This is a genomic window from Bartonella sp. AP57NXGY, from assembly GCF_042195805.1.
In the GTDB taxonomy this organism is placed as follows: Bacteria; Pseudomonadota; Alphaproteobacteria; order Rhizobiales; family Rhizobiaceae; genus Bartonella.
This window is the reverse complement of the sequence record NZ_JBHIOZ010000008.1, coordinates 3933-21554: the sequence shown is the minus strand read 5'-3', so window position 1 is coordinate 21554 and position 17622 is coordinate 3933. Positions and strand designations below refer to the sequence as shown.

The window sequence follows — 17622 nt, the reverse complement described above, 5'->3', positions numbered from 1 at the left end:
ATAAATTATTATAAATCAATATATTATCTTATAAAGCTGTATTCATATTTGAAAATTGAACACTAAAATATAAAGATATAAAAATAATATTATAATAAAAGGTATTTTTTCTTCTCTACCCATTATGCTCAACAACCCATGTGAGGGGAAGGGGGTATTGCTCATAATTTTAACGCTTCGAATCTATGCAATATTTTGCAGTGAAATTTTTCCTTTATTGAAACTTCAAAAAGAAGATTAAAGAGTACTTATACAATGATGAAGTAAAGGGGCGAAAACGGAAAATTATTGATAACTGAAGAAAATAATAATATTTTTTTCCAAAAGGTGTTGACCAAATGGAAAGTCAACCGTATGTTCCCTTCACTTTCTGCAAACTAGATAGTATGCAAACTAGATAGCTTGTGTGAGAGCGCGTAGCTCAGCTGGTAGAGCAACTGACTTTTAATCAGTAGGTCCAGGGTTCGAATCCCTGCGCGCTCACCAAATTTAAGTAATATCAATAGGCTATAAAAAATTTAAGAATCTTTTTTGTTTTGATTCTTTTTGAAGTTTTTATCGATTCTATAGTCTGTCATTTTCTATCAGCTGTTTTTGGAATAGAGCGGTGCTATGCTGTCTCCATTTTCAACAAACTTACGGATAGGGTTGTACCTGCGTTGGCAGCACATGCGGTTTCTAATTTTCTCAATCCATAGGTGGTTTTTAATACCCACTGCATTACATGATTCGCAAAACAGTTGCTAAAATCACCACTTATTCACACTTATATTATGAAATGAATTTTCTATAAGATGTTGATTTGTTTAAATTTTAATCTTTTTAACATCTACTATAGTACATTTATTTTGTATGAAAACCATAAAAAGGTTAACAATACGTTAATTTCTTGATAGAAGGGGCCAATTCAAGAGTGGTATATGCGCGAGGGGAATCATTTAAAAACGTAAATTCTTCCGTTGCGTACAAAAAGCGTGACGTGGTTTTTACAAGTAGTACTTAACAGAAATAAGTGGACTGAATAGATGCCTTCAAATAGAAAAAAGAAAATTACTTTTATGATTAAACCAACACTTCAATTGTTTTCTATGATCGTCATTTCTCAGTCACTGGTATCTTGTTGCGCAAGCCAAACTATGAATTTTTCAATAAAAGATTCCTATCATAATAAACCAATTAACGTAAACACTTCTGTACTACCTCAACAAGTATCCAATAAGAAGAATCAATCGGAAGAAAAAAAGCGTGGACGAGCGATTGTTGGTAAACCTTATCAAATAAAAGGAAAGTGGTATTATCCTCAAAGTGATCCAACTTATAAACGTGTTGGCGAAGCATCATGGTATGGTTCAGATTTTCATGGACGTTTAACTGCCAACGGTGAAATTTATGACATGAATCTTTTGACTGCTGCTCATCCTACAATGCCTTTACCTAGCTATGCTCGTGTTACTAATTTGAAAAATGGGTCTTCAATCGTTGTTAGAGTGAATGATCGCGGACCTTTTATGAAAGACAGAATCATTGATTTATCAAGGCAAGCTGCGGCAATATTGGGGTATGTAGATAGGGGGGTCGCAGATGTTAAAGTAGAATATATTGCTGAAGCACCTGTTGGCTATTATGATGCTGCATATTTAATGTCCTCTTATACTCCTGGAAATGCTGCCCCATATTCATTAGCGTCGGAAAATGTTGCGAAAAAAAGAGAAACTGTTTTGTTAAAAGAGCAGCGCAATACAAGGAACAAAAAAGAATTAGCTAAAGCAGCTGCTGTTGAACAAGAACAACGTAATAAAACTGTTGCAGTTAAATTGCCAGAAATTGGTCCTATCATGGTTGATAAGCCGATACCATTCGATCAAGTTGCTTCTATAAATAAGCTAAACAAAAAAACAAAGGTTAATTGGCTACAACTGTTTTAAGAAAAAATGCATTGATTTTTTATCTATATAATTTTCTAGTAAAAAAGGTAAGAAATTACGGATTTAGTGTAGGATTTTTATCTTAAAGCGCTTTGTCCTTTTCAAAAAGCGTGGTTGGGTTCTATTATTATAAATTCAGTACGGCCTTTCCACTCCATTGCTGGTCTATTCGTCGTTTTATGATATTGCTTGCTTAATAAAGCGTGTACTTTTCTTGCTGTAATAGCTTTTGCTAGACGAAGGTAAATTATTGTGTCAGTCTGTTTGTGTAATCTCTAAAACAACTTGTACTCTCGATTTGAGAGGAATAAAAAGCTTAACAAGTAAAAAAATATTTTCTTTTGATTCGGCCTTGCATCTTTCTAAAGTATCTACGGTAATATCTTATGAAAAGATTATGCATTATCTCATGCTTTTGTTTATCATGTTCTTTAATGGAGTAAGTTCCCTCACGAAAAACAGAGCGTCTCAAACAAAATACACTTACATTGCCAATTCATGGACTTATTTAAAAGAGACATACTTTAACACGCTACAAGCCTATTTTGCGACAGCGCCTGTGAATGGTATAACTGTTAACGCCTTTAGACATCAGCATCTTTACTCTTATGAAGATATAAATCGACACCATCATACACTTTGCAAGCCCCCAATGTTTTGTGCGATAATTCTTAACACTTGAGAGGTTTATAAGAAGTATTTTTACTCTCTTTTTTAATAATTTTTATCCATATACGAACCCTACTTATGACCCGTAAGTAAGCGATTTTTAATGAATTCAATATGAGAAGAGGGGATGAGAGAATCTTACAGTATTTTGAGTTAGCTTCAATTTTAAAATGATAATTTATCATAACAAATCAAAATACTATCAATAAAAATAGGAAAAAATCTTTTGTCTCTCATACATTTAAAATGTTAAATTAAACCTACATGGAAGATAAAAAACGTGTCATATTATTTTTTCTAAAGCTAAATGAAAATAAAATCTTTTTATGAGTTGTAAATAATTCCTCAATTTTCAGAAATCAAAAAGTTTTTTCCTATATAAGATTCTTTATGTTGATCTTTGGGATGGGAGGAGCAGCTATGTATACAGCATTAAGGATCTTATTGATATTATGGGGAGTATTGGCATTTGATACGTGGGGGAGAGCACAAGATTTTCAAAATCCCGCATCACAACTGTTATTACTCGATGATGATACAGAGACAATACTTTATGAAAAACAAAGTGATATTCCTTTTTTTCCTGCTTCATTAGTAAAATTGATGACAGCAGAAGTTGTATTTCATCAATTAAAAAAAGGATTATTAAAAAGTACGCAGAAATTCAAGGTCAGTGAAAATGCTTGGCGCAAAGGTGGAGCACCTTCCGGTACAACCACTATGTTTGCAAAGATAAAGACAGAAATCAGTGTTTCTGATCTTTTACGTGGTTTAATTATTGTGAATGGAAATGATGCTGCTATTATTCTTGCTGAAGGAATATCAGGACATGAAGATCATTTTGTAAAACTGATGAATCAGCGCGCAAAAATAATCGGATTATCTCAGAGTCATTTTGTTAATGCTACAGGGCTACCCGAAGAGGGACAATTTGTAACTGTGCGTGATATGATTATATTAGCACGTCATATTGTTCAGGAATATCCGGATTATTATGCACTTTATTGTGAGCCTCATTTTACATGGAATAATATTTTTCAACGTAATAAAAACCCTCTTATTTCTAAGGAAATTGGTGTAGAAGGATTTGGTTTTGGCTACAGTGAAAAAGAAGGTTTTTCAATGGTTGCCACCATTTCTAAAAATCATCGACGTCTTTTTTTAGCAATCAATGGTTTGCAAGATGGTAAAAAATATACAAAAGAAATAGAACGCATTCTTCAATGGGGGATGACGGCATTTGATCTCAAAACAATTTTCACAAAAGAAGAAACGGTTGGTCGTGCTTCTGTTTACGGTGGTAAGAAAAATTTTGTTCCACTCATTGTTAAAACACCAATAAGTTTTATGCTTTCGAATGAAAAAAAAGTAAATGTTAAAGCAAAAATTAAATATCATGGTCCATTGAAAGCCCCCATCGTTTCTGGGCAATCAGTTGGTGTTATTCAAATTTTAGAAGATAAAAAGGTTCTTCTGGAAAAACCAGTTTTTGCCGGAATGAATATTCAGGAAGGAAGTTTCTTTGCAAAAGTAAAAAATGCATTCTATGAAATAACAATTGGATGGTTACGGAAATATTTGTAGTTACGCGCTAATAAGGTTAAGGTCATACGTGTCAGGTTATTTTATTACATTCGAAGGAGGGGAGGGGGTAGGAAAAACGGTGCAGATTTCTTTACTTGCTGAGTCTCTCTCTCACCAAGGTTATGATGTTGTTACAACACGAGAACCAGGAGGAACGCCAGGAGCAGAAGCAATCCGGCATATTTTGTTGTCGGGGCAGACGCAACAGTATGGACCGTTGATTGAAGCTGTTTTGTTTACAGCTGCACGCGCTGACCATTTTCATGAAGTTATTGCACCTTCTTTGCAAAAAGGTAAAATCGTTTTATGTGACCGCTTTATTGATTCTACACGCGTTTATCAAGGACTCAATAATAGAGTCAGTTCTTCTCTTCTTTCTGTTTTAGAGTGTATTGCGCTCAATGGTATTTTGCCTCATTTAACATTTTTATTAGATATGCCAGCAATGTGTGGTATGAAGCGTGCAAATTTACGAAGAAAAAAAACAGAAGAAATTGATTATTTTGAAAAAGATCAGTTGGAAATTCAAGAACAAAGACGTCAGGCTTTTCTTCAATTGGCCAAACAAGAACCCCATAGATTTCGAGTCATTGATGCCACTGGCTCAGTGGAAGCTATTGCTCATCAAATAAAAAATATTTGTCATCAGGTATTGTTGGATCAGCTTTCATGAGTAATTTAAATACCTTACGCCAATATGATGATATTGATACAATTTTATCACCATCCCAGAACAATGTTATCTTTGGTCATGAGGATGTGCGTCATTTTTTGACACAAATGCTTAAAGAAGAGCGTTTGCATCATGCATTATTATTTGAAGGAGAATACGGGATTGGAAAGGCTACATTAGCCTTTCATCTTGCTTGGAACATTTTAAGTTTTCAACAGAGTTCTTTCTTCAAACCCGATCCTTATTCTACCCCATGGCGCCAAATTACACAAGGAAGTCACCCTGGTCTTTTGTATATTTCACGTCGATTTGATGTGAAAACGCAAAAGTTTAAAACAGGAATACTCGTTGATGATATCCGTGATATTATGCATTTTTTAAGTCGAACATCGCAAGATAATGGATGGCGTATTGTTATTATTGATTCTGCAGATGATATGAATAGAAATGCAGCAAATGCAATTCTCAAAATACTTGAAGAACCACCTACAAAAACGTTATTTGTTATTATCGCACATTCTTCAGGCAAATTGCTTCCAACAATCCATTCACGGTGTCAAAAAATTTCTTTTCGTCCGTTGAATAACGATGAAATGAAAAAAGTTATTATACATATTTTCGCCGATCAGGATTTACCTGATGAAAAAACAATTGAAATGATTATTAAAAAATCTAAAGGAAGTCCTCGAAAAGCCGCTTTACTTATTTGCCATGGCGGTCTTGAAGTTATTAAAACAATTGATGCTCTCCTAGAGAAACCTGTTTGTAATGCAACGATTGTACATACTCTTGCACAAACATTTTCATCTGCTTCTTCTACATTCCAATTTCAACAATTTTGTGATGAAATTCTTAATAAAATTCAAAAAAAAGCTATCATGCTCGTTGAAAAGGGAGACTTATTTCTCTCAAAAAAATATGCGGAAAAATGGCAGGAGATTCATCAAGAAATAGAGGAAATACAACTGTTTAATCTCGATAAAAAGCAGTTTGTTATTAACTTACTTTTTAAAGTTCATAAGATCATTCATGAGAATTAGTTTTTCCGTGACAATGCGATGAACAAGCGTTATGTCATTATATCTTCTATTTATAGCGTTTTACAACGAGTATGACATGCGTGACACATATTACATAACAACTCCCATTTTTTATCCTAATGCTGCTCCACATATTGGACATGCTTATAGTGCCATTACAAGCGATGTTTTAGCCCGCTTTCAACGGTTAAACGGAAAAAATGTATTTTTTCTTTCTGGTACAGATGAGCATGGTCTCAAGATGCAACAAACCGCAGCTGCATTAGGCATGACACCTCAGCAACTTGCAGATCGTAATAGTGCGGTGTTTCAAAAAATGCTTGCAGTATTAAATTGTTCTAATGATGATTTTATCCGTACGACAGAAGAACGCCATTATCAAGCTTGTCAAGAAATTTGGAAAAAGATGGAAGCAAATGGCGATATTTATCTCGGTCGTTATACGGGGTGGTATTCGGTTCGCCAAGAAGCGTATTATGAAGAGAAAGATACAGAAGTTGGAGCAGACAACATCCGTCGCGAGAAGGAATTAGGCTCTCCAGTTGAATGGAATGAAGAAGAAAGTTATTTTTTTAGACTTTCTGGTTATGAAAAGGCTCTTCTTGAATATTATGAAAAATATCCTGATTTTATTTTGCCACTTGAGCGGCGTAATGAAATTATAAGTTTTATCAAATCGGGATTAAAAGATATCTCTATTTCACGCACAAGTTTTAACTGGGGAATTGCTGTTCCTGAGAATCCAAAGCACGTGATGTATGTCTGGGTTGATGCGCTTACAAATTATCTATCAGCAATAGGTTTTTTCAATGAAAATTCAAAAAAACGTGATTTTTGGCCTGCAAATACGCATATTATTGGTAAGGATATTATTCGTTTTCATGCAGTCTATTGGCCGGCATTTTTAATGTCTGCTGGAATTGAATTGCCTAAAAATATTTTTGCACATGGTTTTTTACTTAATCGTGGTGCAAAAATGTCAAAATCTATTGGAAATGTCGTTGATCCTTTTGAAATGGTTGATCATTATGGTCTTGATCAGGTCCGTTATTTCCTTCTCCGTGAAGTGCCATTCGGACAAGATGGTAGTTATAGTCATGAAAGCCTTGTGAACCGTATTAATGCTGATCTTGCTAACGATCTTGGTAATTTAGCACAGCGCTGTTTGTCTATGATTGCCAAAAATTGTAATGCACAAGTCCCGAAACCAGCTTTATTTTTAGCTCAAGATAAACAGCTTTTAGAACAATCTCTTCAAGTACTTGAAACTGTACACCAAGCTATGTCTTCTTATAGTATGCATTTAGCACTTTCAGCTATTTTTTCAATTGTAGCAGATGCCAATCGCTATTTTGCCAACGAACAACCTTGGAGTTTACGTAAAAACGATCGAGAACGATTTTCTACAGTTCTTTATATAACTGTAGAAATCTTGCGGAGAATAGGAATTATGCTTTTGCCTTTCATACCCCAATCAGCAACGAAACTTCTTGATAGCCTTGCGGTTGCTGAAGATGATCGGTTATTGTATCATATAAGTCATTCAAAAATTCAAGAAGGGCTTGATCTTCCACCACCAGAACCAATTTTTCCTCGTTATATCTTGAAGAAAGAAGACACTCATCATGTTGATTGATACACATTGTCATCTTGATTTTGAAGACTTTTCACAAGATTTGGATAATGTTATCCAACGGGCTTTAGATGCTGACGTTAAACGTATGATAACAATTTCAACCCATGTTCATAAGTTAGATAAACTGTTAGCCATTGCGCAAAGCTATGATCAAGTCTTTTGTTCCGTTGGAACACACCCCAATCACGCGCATGAAGAACAAAATATTACAGCGGAAGAGCTTATACAGCTCTCGAATCATCCTAAAATTGTTGCGTTTGGGGAAGGGGGCCTTGATTATCATTATGATTACTCTACACCAGAAGAGCAAAAGAAAGTTTTTCAAGAACATATCATTGCTTCTCGAGAAACACAGATTCCTCTTGTTATACATTCACGCAATGCCGATATCGATATGGAGAAAATATTACGTGAACAGATAAAAGAAGGAGCTTTTCCCTTTATCCTTCATTGTTATTCGTCTGGAATGCAACTTGCTCGTGCTGGAATTGAACTTGGTGGTTATATTTCTTTTTCGGGTATTCTTACTTTTAAAAACGCACTTGAAATCCGTGAAATAGCAAAAATTGTGCCCCATGAGCATTTGTTAGTGGAAACAGATGCTCCATTTTTAGCACCTAGTCCCCATCGGGGCAAAACAAATGAACCATCTTTTGTATGTTATACAGCAGCTGTTTTGGCTGAAACAATTGGCTTAAGCATTGAAGAAACAGCTCAAATAACAACGCGTAATGCTTTTCGTTTATTTAGCAAAATGAAATAAGGCAAAAGATATGTGTGATCAATACCGATTTACAATATTAGGTTGTGGTCCTTCTCCAGGAGTGCCAAGACCTAATGGTGATTGGGGAACATGTGATCCGAATAACCCTAAAAATAAACGCTACAGAAGTTCTTTATTAGTTGAACGTATTAAACCTTCAGGAGGCAAAACAACGATCGTTATTGATACAGGTCCAGATTTTCGCTCACAAATGATCGATGCGCGTGTAAGCCATCTTGATGCTGCTCTTTACACGCATTCTCATGCAGACCATATCCACGGTATTGATGATTTACGCAGCTATGCACTTGCACAAAAATGTTTAATAGATATCTATGCCGACAGATTTACACTAGAGCATCTCAAAAGTGCTTTCGGATATTGTTTTCAAACTCCAAAAGATTCATCTTATTCTCCCATTTTAAAAGAGCATCTTATCAATGAAGATAGCCAATTTACTATTCAGGGGCAGGGCGGAGAAATAAGCGTCAATACACATTTACAACACCACGGAAACATTCATTCCTTAGGTTTTCGGATTGGGAACGTTGCCTATTGTACGGATGTTAGTGAATTTCCTGAAAAAACATTATCCAAATTAATGGGTTTGGATGTTCTCATCATCGAAGCCCTTCAATTTAAATCTCACCCAAGTCATTTTTCTGTTGATCAAGCATTACAATGGATAAAATATTTAAAGCCAAAACAAGCAATACTCACACATATGGATAGATCGCTGGATTATAATGCAGTCGTAAATTACGTTCCATCCTATGTAAAACCTGCGTATCAGGGCCTTACTTTCGAAACAACTGCATAAGCTTATTCATACAATATTTTACGTTAAATAAAGTTTTTTGAAGATTATCCTTTATTTTGTTTTATTTTTGACATAAATATCACTTTTTTATGTTTAAAATGAGGTTTTTATGTATAAGAATTTTAAGCGGGGTGTATGTATTGCCGTTTTAGCAGTTTCCTTGACAGCATGTGGGGGGCGTTTAGAAAAAAATATTGCAACGACAACATTACATGATGGATCAATGAGTTGCACCGATATTCAACGGGAGTTTTTTGCTAATAAACGACAGATTAATGATACAATTAGAGAGCGTTCTACAGCAAGAAATAAAAATGTAGCTTTAGCAGCGGCAGGTGTTGTATTTTTACCTGCTCTGTTTTTTATGGATCCTAAATCCAGTGAAAGCAATGAAATTTCGGCTTTAAATAATCGTAATGCTGTTTTGAGTGATCTTGCACGTATGAAACGTTGTAAAATAGTACAGTAATTTTTCTTATTTATCATATGTAATTTCATTTTTTGGTCTTTAAGGAATATACCTTAAAGACCAAATCGAAATTAATGGATTTGGATGTTCTCATCATTGAAGCTCTACTCACACATAATTACAATGTGGTCGTAAATTACGTCCCATCCTATGTAAAACCTGCATATCAAGGTCTTACTTTTTAAACAGATGCGTGAACTTATTAACGAAATATATTTTTGTTGATAGTATATTTGTTAAAATTTTAATCTTACTTTTGCTTTATTTAAATCTCATTAAAAACATTTTGTGTTAAAAGTGAGGTTTTTATGTATAAAGAAAATTTTAAATGGGGTGTATGTATTGTCGTTTTAGCGTTTTTTTTGACAGCATGTGGGGGGCGTTTAGAAAAAAATATTCCAGTTACCACATTACATGATGGAACAATGAGTTGTTCTGATATTCAACGGGAATTTTTTGCTAATAAGCGCCAAATCGATGCTACAATTAGAGAGCGTTATAAAGCAAGAAATAAAAATGCGGCTTTAGCAGCAACAAGTCTTGTATTTCTTCCTGCTTTGTTTTTTATAGATCCTAAATCCAGTGAAAGTAATGAAATTTCAGCTTTAAATAACCGTAATGCTGTTTTGAGTGATCTTGCACGTACGAAACGTTGTCAAATAGCACAATAATTTTTCTTAGTTTTATTATACGTAATTTCATTATCACTATCACTATTTTTGGTCTTTAAGGAATGTACTTTAAAGACCAAATTTTATTTTAAAAGTAAATTGTATGATATAAATATGATGATGTTTTAAAGGAGGGTTTTCTTTTTGGATAAAGGATTTATCTTCTGCATCATATTATCGCATAATATATATTATGGAACTTTATGGAGAAGTATAGCTAGCATCAGCGTTTTGAGGAACGAAGCTTTAAAATGAGCTACTTAAGTTAGCTAAGATCGAAAATCGAGCCTGTTATTCTGGCTCGAAAATTTCAATCACAATGTTTTTTTATTTTTTACTCTTTTAAAAAAAATAATTACAATTTGTAGTACTATAAAAGCTAAAAACAATATTCCATGAAATAATGGTACAAATGGCTGATAAATAAAATCGGAATAATATATTGTTATTGCTTCAATCAATGCTGCAATACACCACACAATGATACCCCATAGTGAATACATCCAAAGTCCAACTAAGGCAATAGGATAGAGAATAGCCAATATAGCTGATGCAAATTGCCACTGCCAAGGCATAAGATCAAAACGCCATAGAATACCTGGAAAAACACCAACAAGGCGTATCCAATAACAAATACCTAGAACTAAGCAAATAAGTGCCAAAAACCGTAAGTAACAGTTATAGATTAAATTGATTTTTGAAATCTGTTTGTGAGAATTATTTTTCACAATAATAACTCTTGTTCAACAGGTTGGAAGTAAGAATCTACCATTTCATCTGTCACATTTGAAAGTTTATCTGGTTGCCATTGAGGTCTTTTATCCTTATCGATTAACATAGCACGTATACCTTCATAAAAATCATGTGAATGAATCATATGATACGCTATGCGGTTTTCAATTTTCATACAATCTTCCAACGTTTGAGATGAATTTTGTTTCATTTGTTTCCAGATAACTTTTAAACTTGTCGGAGAACGTGACTGCAAAATATCATAACATTCTTTAGCAAATAAAACATCTTCATTGCTTTTTTTATGTAGCAACTCGAGACATTCTTCTAAGGTATGTGCACTAAAACAAGTGTTAATAATACAACGTATTTCATGACTTGTTTCATAGTCTTTTGTAATTGTTCGCTCGTTTAAAGCTAAAGTAGGATCTCCTTGCTCAATAACAGCTTTTCTAATCATATCGAATTCAGTTTCAGCAACGGCGTGTGTTGCTAATCCTAAATTTAAGCAATCTCCCCACTTTATACGTGCGCCCGTTAATGCAAGATAGATACCAAAATGATTGGGAAGAGATGGTAAAAAAAAACTTGCACCTACATCTGGGAAAAATCCAATCGCACCTTCTGGCATAGCAAAAACTGTATTTTCTGTAACAATTCGATGCGAGCCATAGAGAGAAATACCTACCCCTCCTCCCATCCAAATACCGTTTAAGAAAGAAATGTAGGGCTTTGAAAAATGTTTGATATAAGCATTTAAACTATATTCATTTCTAAAGTATTGACAAGCAGCAGCACTTTTCCCCATATGATAGATTTCTACAACATCTCCACCAGCACAAAAAGCACGCCCTTCCCCTTCAATTAAGACACAAGAAACATTATCATCTGTTTCCCATGTTCTGAGAGCTTTTTTTAAAGCTGAAACCATTCGTTGATTAAGAGCGTTTAATGCTGAAGGACGTGTGAGCTTTATAATACCAGCACGCCCTTCTTTCGTAAAAGAAATATCATCATCTGCTCCAAAATTAATTTGCATCTCACACCCTTCTTAAAACAATTATTTCATTGTTTTTTTTATACTTTTTTCCCCAAGTTTAGGAAATATTTGCATGATTGCGCCAATACAATATATATAAATTCCTGTTACCGAAATTCCTATTTTAACCCAATAGGGAGCCTCTAGTTGATAAAAGAAGGCAGAAACACCAAAAAAACACCATAAGAGAAAAATGGGAAAATTAATTCTACGTAAACGAAGGACTCTTACTGGATGAATAAAATAAATTGGCAAAAAAGATATAATCGCCGATAGAACAATAATGATAAAAGTAATCCACTCTCCTGGTCTGACGACAAAAAGCGTAAAAATCATCATATTCCAAACAACAGGAAATCCTTTAAAAAAGTTTTCTTTGGTTTTCATACTAGTATCTGCATAATAAATAGCAGATGAAATAACAATAATTGCACTCAATGAAAATGATAACCCTATCCCCATGAAACCACTTTGATAGAGTGCAAAGGCAGGAATTAAGACATAAGTCACGTAATCAATAATATTATCTAACAGCTCTCCAGACCATGTTGGAAGAACGTACTTAACATCAAGTTTGCGTGCAATTGGTCCATCTATACCATCAACGAGAAGAGCAAGCCCAAGCCAACAGAACATAGCTGTCCATTCTTTTTGAGAGGCTGATATAAGAGAAAGAAACGCTAAAAATGATCCCGAAGCTGTTAGTAAATGAACGGAAAAGGCCTTTGCTTGTGGCATTGTTACTTTTTTATGGCGTAATAATTTAGCATTTGTTTTGATTTTCTTTGTTAATTTACGTTTCAAGGTTTTCTTATCCTCGTTTTTAAAGTCTTCAACCATCTATCAATACGCCATTTTTTAACGATGATATAACTCAGCATTTAAAAAAATCATAAAAAGGTTACTTTTTTATATCGCATTATTTATTACATACTATAATAATAGAAGAGCTTCATATAATAAAAAGAGAGAGATCATTTGGAAATGTTAAAATATTTTCTCAATGAATAAAGGTTCAAATCGTTGTGATATTTGAAAAGGAAGAGCATAAAGATATTGCTGTTATTGGTGCAGGTCCTGTCGGAATGTTAGCCGCGCTGAGTCTTGCACAGAAGGGGCTTTCTGTTTTTCTTGTTGGGCCCCCTGCTCATACAGATGAGTTACGGACAACGGCTCTTATGATGCCTGCAATACGCATGCTTCAAAAACTCAATATTTGGGATAATCTTCAAAAACATGCAGCTGCTTTATCGTCCATGAGAATTATAGATATAACTTCTAGAATTGTGCATGCTCCTACGGTGCATTTTTCTTCTACTGAAATTGGCGAAAAAGCTTTTGGCTATAATATACCTAATATAAAATTGAATAGTGCTTTAGTCGACGCTGTTACACATACGCCCAATATTACAAGATTTGTTTCTGTAGCCAAATCTGTTCATCACACAAAAAACCATGTATGCATTACTCTTGCTGATCATAGAATTATTCAAGCACCACTTGTTGTTGCAGCTGATGGACGTCACTCTCTTACACGTGCAGCAGCAGGGATAAGTGTGAAACAGTGGAATTATCCACAAAAAGCACTTGTTCTCAACTTTTCTCATGAGTTTTCTCATCAAAATACATCAACTGAATTTCATACAGAACACGGTCCATTTACACAGGTTCCACTACCAGGACGAAGATCTAGTCTTGTATGGGTTGTTCATCCTTCCCGCGCTGAGGAATTATTAAATATAGAACCAAAAACAATTGCAAAAATGATCGAAAACCAAATGCAATCAATGCTTGGAAAGCTAAGCTTAGAAACATCAATTCAAGCATGGCCGATTTTCGGACTTCTTTCTCATCATTTTGCTGCTAATCGAACAATTTTAGTGGGTGAAGCCGCTCATGTTTTTCCCCCTATTGGGGCACAGGGATTAAATTTAGGATTCCGTGATGTCCAAACTTTAATTGATATTTTACCCAATAAAATATCCAATTCTAACTCTGAAATGATTGTTGCACATTATAACAAATGCCGCAAACCAGATATATTAATCCGAAGTGGAGCTGTTCATACACTGAACTCTGCTCTACTTTCTCATATGTTGCCTGTTCATATCATACGAAGCATTGGGCTTGGTTTGTTGCATAGTTTCCCACCATTACGTAATTTATTTATGCGCGAAGGAATGTATCCCGGTTATGGATTCAAGGAAATTATGCAAATATTTCCAACAAAATCATCAAAACAGCTCTACTAAGCAATAATGAATAATAACGTAAGATAAAAAATAATAAATTGTATTTTGAATCATATCTATTACTGATGTAAAAAAATATTTTTGTTCTTTCTAAGAAGTAACAAATTATATTAAAATAATTAATTATATTTATTGATTTATTTATAATAATAACATGTTTAATTAATATAACTGTAAATTATTTTTTATTAAAAATTATTATATTATTTAGTATGTTGATATGAAATAAGAGAAAACTGAATTATAGACTACAAATTAAATTATAAAGATATCTTGCTAAATCATAGCTGTTAAATTTAGAAATATAAATAAAATGAAAAATAATACCGTTTTGAAAAATTTATTTTATTAAATTAATTTTAATAAGAAAATAAATAAAAACAGTTTTATTTAATCAATATATTTTCAAAAATTTTTATTGTTAAGTATAATATTAAAAATAAAATCATCTTTGGAACCTGTTAGTAACACAGAGGTTAATGAAGTGTTGTTTCAACAAATGGTAACAAGATGACACTAAATAATTTTTTGAAATTAAGTACTTTTTTTATAATGATTGCATGTGTCTCGTTGATAGTCACGACTTCAATAAGTGAAGTTTTTCACCTTCCTTATTGTCAAACCTTTACCTATAGCTCTACTCAAAAGGTCACTAAAATAGGTCAGAACTCATTTACTGCTTCACAAGTTAAAAATTGTCTTATGCAAAATGGTTTTGAGAATATTAAACGATTGCGCTTAGATGACAATGGTATCTGGCGTGCTTTAGTAAAATTTAAAAAGTCCCATTTTTTCGTATCCGTTGACTATTCAGGAACAGTTAGCATTCAAAATGAAAGAAAAGAATATGATTGATTTAAAAACTTACAGCAACGTTTCTTTTCACAGCTGTAAGAAAAAAAAATTAAAAAAGTGCTACCATTCTATTAAAGAATTTGCTTTCATTGGCGGTTTAAATGGTAGCATATCAGGAGCTATCGCGGCAACTCTTGCAGCTTATGGTTATATTGCTCTTCCAGGATTTGGTCCAGTTATCGCAATGGGTATAGGAGTAGCACTTTCTTCCGGAATAATAATAGGAGCACTGATAGGATCAGGAATGGGAGGGAGTGTCGGTATATGCTGTATTTTATTGGGAAATTTATATGAATCATAATAATTTTTTCTCTTATAAATTTCATAATGAATAGAAATTTCTCGTCATTTTTTCTATGAAAAACAATTAAATCATCAACAAATTATATGTTCTTTTTTTGATGAAACGATCATCATATTGTAAATGAAATAATAGCTAACTTACTAAAATTCCTTATTTAATTTCTTATTATACCACAAAAAGTAGATTTTTTAAAAGCATCTCTTGAAGAAATGTAAGTGAGATATAATTATCCATCCATAAAAGCTGTATTTTTTATAGATCAAAAAATAAAAGTTATGTTCAGAAATATATATAAACACACTTTAATTTATTTGCTCTTTCTAATAACAGAATATTTCTATGTAAATTATTTTTCTTAAAGTTAAATTTAAGACATTTATATAATATATCATTAATATAGATTGTTATTTATAGACAACAATATATTAAAATATAAGTATAAAGGTATTTTATGAAAAAAATATTATTATCATTATTGTTTTTTATGGCATTTTTAATTCATAAAAATTCTGCATTAGCACTATCAAAACAAGTAAATATTTATAAATTAGAATATAACAATTCCAAAAAGGCTATTGGTAGCATTAAAATTGAAGAAACCACATACGGTTTGATTTTCATCCCTAATTTATCTACTTTATCAGAAGGAATGCATGGTTTTCATGTACATGTAAATCCTTCATGTGATACAAAAGATGGCATAATTGGTGGAAGCGCAGGTGGACATTATGATCCGGAACATACCGGAAAACATTTAGGACCTTATAATGTCAATGGTCATCTTGGTGATTTACCAGCACTTTATGTTGATAAGCAGGGATATGCCATAATGAGCGTTCTTGCTCCACGATTAAAAAAAATCTCTGAAATTAAAGGGCGCTCTTTAGTCATTCATTTAGGGGCTGATAATCAATCAGATAAACCATTACCGCTTGGCGGAGGTGGTGCACGTTTAGCGTGCGGTATTATTGAAAAATAAAGAGAGTATTGCGGCAGACTGCGACAGTACACACTTCCTTTACCATAAGGTGTGAGAGAAATTTATTTTTTAAATCTATTTCAAGAAATTGAGTAAACTATGTGAATATTTTATAAAATTAATGTTTTTTTGAATGTTTACTTCGGATAACAAAAAGCTTAGTAATCATCAAAACGAACAGCAATGGAAATTAAAGAAATAGTAGTGTAAATTCTCCGTAAGAAGACTTCAATATGAGGAAGTAATATTTTCCATGCTTGATGTAAACAAAGCAAAAAAGTCGAATTTCACCCTCTATAATAGCAAATTTATAATAAATTATAATCATTAAGTCTAGTATCTAATGGAATCACGCTCAATGCACAAAATAGAACAGGCTTAAAACAGAATTTTTACTCTTCCCCTACTCAACCCTACTCATGAGGTACGTGAGAAAAATTTTAATTGATACAATATCAATATGAGATGGTTTGAAAGGATTGAATACTAGGGTATTCATTCCCCTCATTTAAGTTTAAAGACTAATTATCATTAGTAAATCAACATATTATACCAATATAATAAGACAAATAAAATAGTTAGAGTAATTTTTCATCATTCTGAAAAAAGGCTTTTAAACAATAGAGTCTTTTTAAAAATACCCCTCATAGATACATATGATCCCAATCTAGAGGACGCATCTCACCAGTTTGATAAAATTGACGAATGAGCTTAATATAATCAAGAAAATCTTTGTTTTCCTCCACTAATCTATTAGCAGTATCCCAATCAATATCACTACGTTCTTTGGCAGGAATTAAGATCTCACTCTCGGAAGAGTTTTCCTTATTAAGTCTTATAAATCCAATTCCATGCAAACTTGAAAGCATCCGAAGCTCTTTTAATGTATCAACTCCTTCAATTTCACTAGCAACTAAATAACTCAAATTAGCCCATGAAGAATTACTAACTGTTTGAAAAAATGCTTTTCGTAAATTTGAACGATTGATGAGAATTTTTACTTCAAAAGACCAAAGCTTTGTCTTTTTATCAAAATATTGCAAAACACAGTCTTTGATTTCACGATTCCATTCCTTGCTTAAATCTTGCATCCCTACGAGATCTGGATAAAGCCATTTATTTCCGCCTGCACCATGTTTATTACGAGAACATTTCTCATTAATGCGCTTGCTATAAACTGCAAGCTCTGACCATAAAAATTTAGATAATAA

16 protein-coding genes, 1 tRNA gene and 2 pseudogenes are annotated in these 17622 nt (G+C 33.2%); 15 read left to right on the top strand and 4 right to left on the bottom strand.

Annotation, left to right across the window (positions count from 1 at the left end):
- Positions 1-410: 410 nt before the first annotated feature.
- The 11 genes and pseudogenes from ACFIL8_RS02365 to ACFIL8_RS02315 all read left to right on the top strand — a co-directional run bounded on the left by ACFIL8_RS02365 (position 411) and on the right by ACFIL8_RS02315 (position 10250).
- Positions 411-486 (top strand) — tRNA-Lys (locus tag ACFIL8_RS02365).
- A 539-nt stretch (positions 487-1025) separates the two neighbouring features.
- Positions 1026-1925: a septal ring lytic transglycosylase RlpA family protein gene (locus ACFIL8_RS02360; RefSeq protein ID WP_375610370.1), complete on the top strand. Its 900-nt coding sequence runs from the start codon at positions 1026-1028 to the stop codon at positions 1923-1925.
- 1089 nt (positions 1926-3014) lie between these two features.
- Positions 3015-4178, top strand: coding sequence for a D-alanyl-D-alanine carboxypeptidase family protein (locus tag ACFIL8_RS02355; protein WP_375688838.1), 1164 nt, complete (start codon positions 3015-3017; stop codon positions 4176-4178).
- A 28-nt stretch (positions 4179-4206) separates the two neighbouring features.
- Positions 4207-4851, top strand: coding sequence for a dTMP kinase (gene tmk, locus ACFIL8_RS02350; protein ID WP_375613423.1), 645 nt, complete (start codon positions 4207-4209; stop codon positions 4849-4851).
- Positions 4848-5891 carry a DNA polymerase III subunit delta' gene (locus ACFIL8_RS02345; protein ID WP_375688836.1) on the top strand — a complete coding sequence of 348 codons (1044 nt, stop codon included), beginning with the start codon at positions 4848-4850 and terminating at the stop codon, positions 5889-5891. The genes tmk and ACFIL8_RS02345 overlap by 4 nt, the downstream gene beginning before the upstream one ends.
- 76 nt (positions 5892-5967) lie before the next feature.
- On the top strand, positions 5968-7527 hold the full coding sequence (metG, locus tag ACFIL8_RS02340) for a methionine--tRNA ligase (protein WP_375638404.1): 1560 nt from the start codon (positions 5968-5970) through the stop codon (positions 7525-7527).
- Positions 7517-8290 (top strand): TatD family hydrolase, encoded by a 774-nt coding sequence (locus ACFIL8_RS02335; RefSeq protein ID WP_375638403.1) that lies wholly within the window; start codon positions 7517-7519, stop codon positions 8288-8290. Before metG ends, ACFIL8_RS02335 begins: the two co-directional genes overlap by 11 nt.
- A 10-nt stretch (positions 8291-8300) precedes the next feature.
- Positions 8301-9110, top strand: coding sequence for an MBL fold metallo-hydrolase (locus ACFIL8_RS02330; RefSeq protein ID WP_375688834.1), 810 nt, complete (start codon positions 8301-8303; stop codon positions 9108-9110).
- Between the two features lie 109 nt (positions 9111-9219).
- Entirely contained in the window at positions 9220-9579 is a 360-nt protein-coding gene (locus ACFIL8_RS02325) for a hypothetical protein (RefSeq protein ID WP_375606871.1), read from the top strand.
- Positions 9580-9635: 56 nt separating this feature from the next.
- Positions 9636-9764 (top strand): annotated as a pseudogene (locus tag ACFIL8_RS02320) (MBL fold metallo-hydrolase); the annotation flags it as partial.
- Between the two features lie 123 nt (positions 9765-9887).
- Complete coding sequence (locus ACFIL8_RS02315) at positions 9888-10250, top strand: hypothetical protein (protein WP_375618144.1); 363 nt, start codon at positions 9888-9890, stop codon at positions 10248-10250.
- Between the two features lie 314 nt (positions 10251-10564).
- Here ACFIL8_RS02315 and ACFIL8_RS02310 read toward each other — a convergent pair whose 3' ends face one another.
- From ACFIL8_RS02310 to pcsA, 3 genes are read right to left on the bottom strand one after another with little or no spacing between them, the layout of a single operon-like run.
- Positions 10565-10978, bottom strand: a complete 414-nt coding sequence (locus ACFIL8_RS02310) for a DUF6163 family protein (protein WP_375611911.1) — start codon at positions 10976-10978, stop codon at positions 10565-10567.
- Entirely contained in the window at positions 10975-12021 is a 1047-nt protein-coding gene (locus ACFIL8_RS02305) for an enoyl-CoA hydratase/isomerase family protein (RefSeq protein WP_375638401.1), read from the bottom strand. Before ACFIL8_RS02305 ends, ACFIL8_RS02310 begins: the two co-directional genes overlap by 4 nt.
- A 21-nt stretch (positions 12022-12042) precedes the next feature.
- The gene (pcsA, locus tag ACFIL8_RS02300; protein WP_375638400.1) at positions 12043-12861 is read right to left on the bottom strand and encodes a phosphatidylcholine synthase; all 819 of its coding nucleotides are present in this window, start codon (positions 12859-12861) and stop codon (positions 12043-12045) included.
- 185 nt (positions 12862-13046) lie between these two features.
- Here pcsA and ACFIL8_RS02295 point away from each other — a divergent pair, with 185 nt between their 5' ends.
- The 4 genes from ACFIL8_RS02295 to sodC all read left to right on the top strand — a co-directional run bounded on the left by ACFIL8_RS02295 (position 13047) and on the right by sodC (position 16411).
- Complete coding sequence (locus ACFIL8_RS02295) at positions 13047-14273, top strand: UbiH/UbiF family hydroxylase (RefSeq protein ID WP_375675850.1); 1227 nt, start codon at positions 13047-13049, stop codon at positions 14271-14273.
- A gap of 510 nt (positions 14274-14783) precedes the next feature.
- Entirely contained in the window at positions 14784-15128 is a 345-nt protein-coding gene (locus ACFIL8_RS02290; RefSeq protein ID WP_375611907.1) for a hypothetical protein, read from the top strand.
- The gene (locus tag ACFIL8_RS02285) at positions 15106-15429 is read left to right on the top strand and encodes a hypothetical protein (RefSeq protein ID WP_375675849.1); all 324 of its coding nucleotides are present in this window, start codon (positions 15106-15108) and stop codon (positions 15427-15429) included. Before ACFIL8_RS02290 ends, ACFIL8_RS02285 begins: the two co-directional genes overlap by 23 nt.
- Before the next feature lie 454 nt (positions 15430-15883).
- The gene (gene sodC, locus ACFIL8_RS02280) at positions 15884-16411 is read left to right on the top strand and encodes a superoxide dismutase [Cu-Zn] SodC (protein ID WP_375632234.1); all 528 of its coding nucleotides are present in this window, start codon (positions 15884-15886) and stop codon (positions 16409-16411) included.
- A gap of 644 nt (positions 16412-17055) precedes the next feature.
- Here the strand turns inward: sodC and ACFIL8_RS02275 are convergent.
- A pseudogene (locus tag ACFIL8_RS02275) lies at positions 17056-17622 on the bottom strand (HrgA protein); the annotation flags it as partial.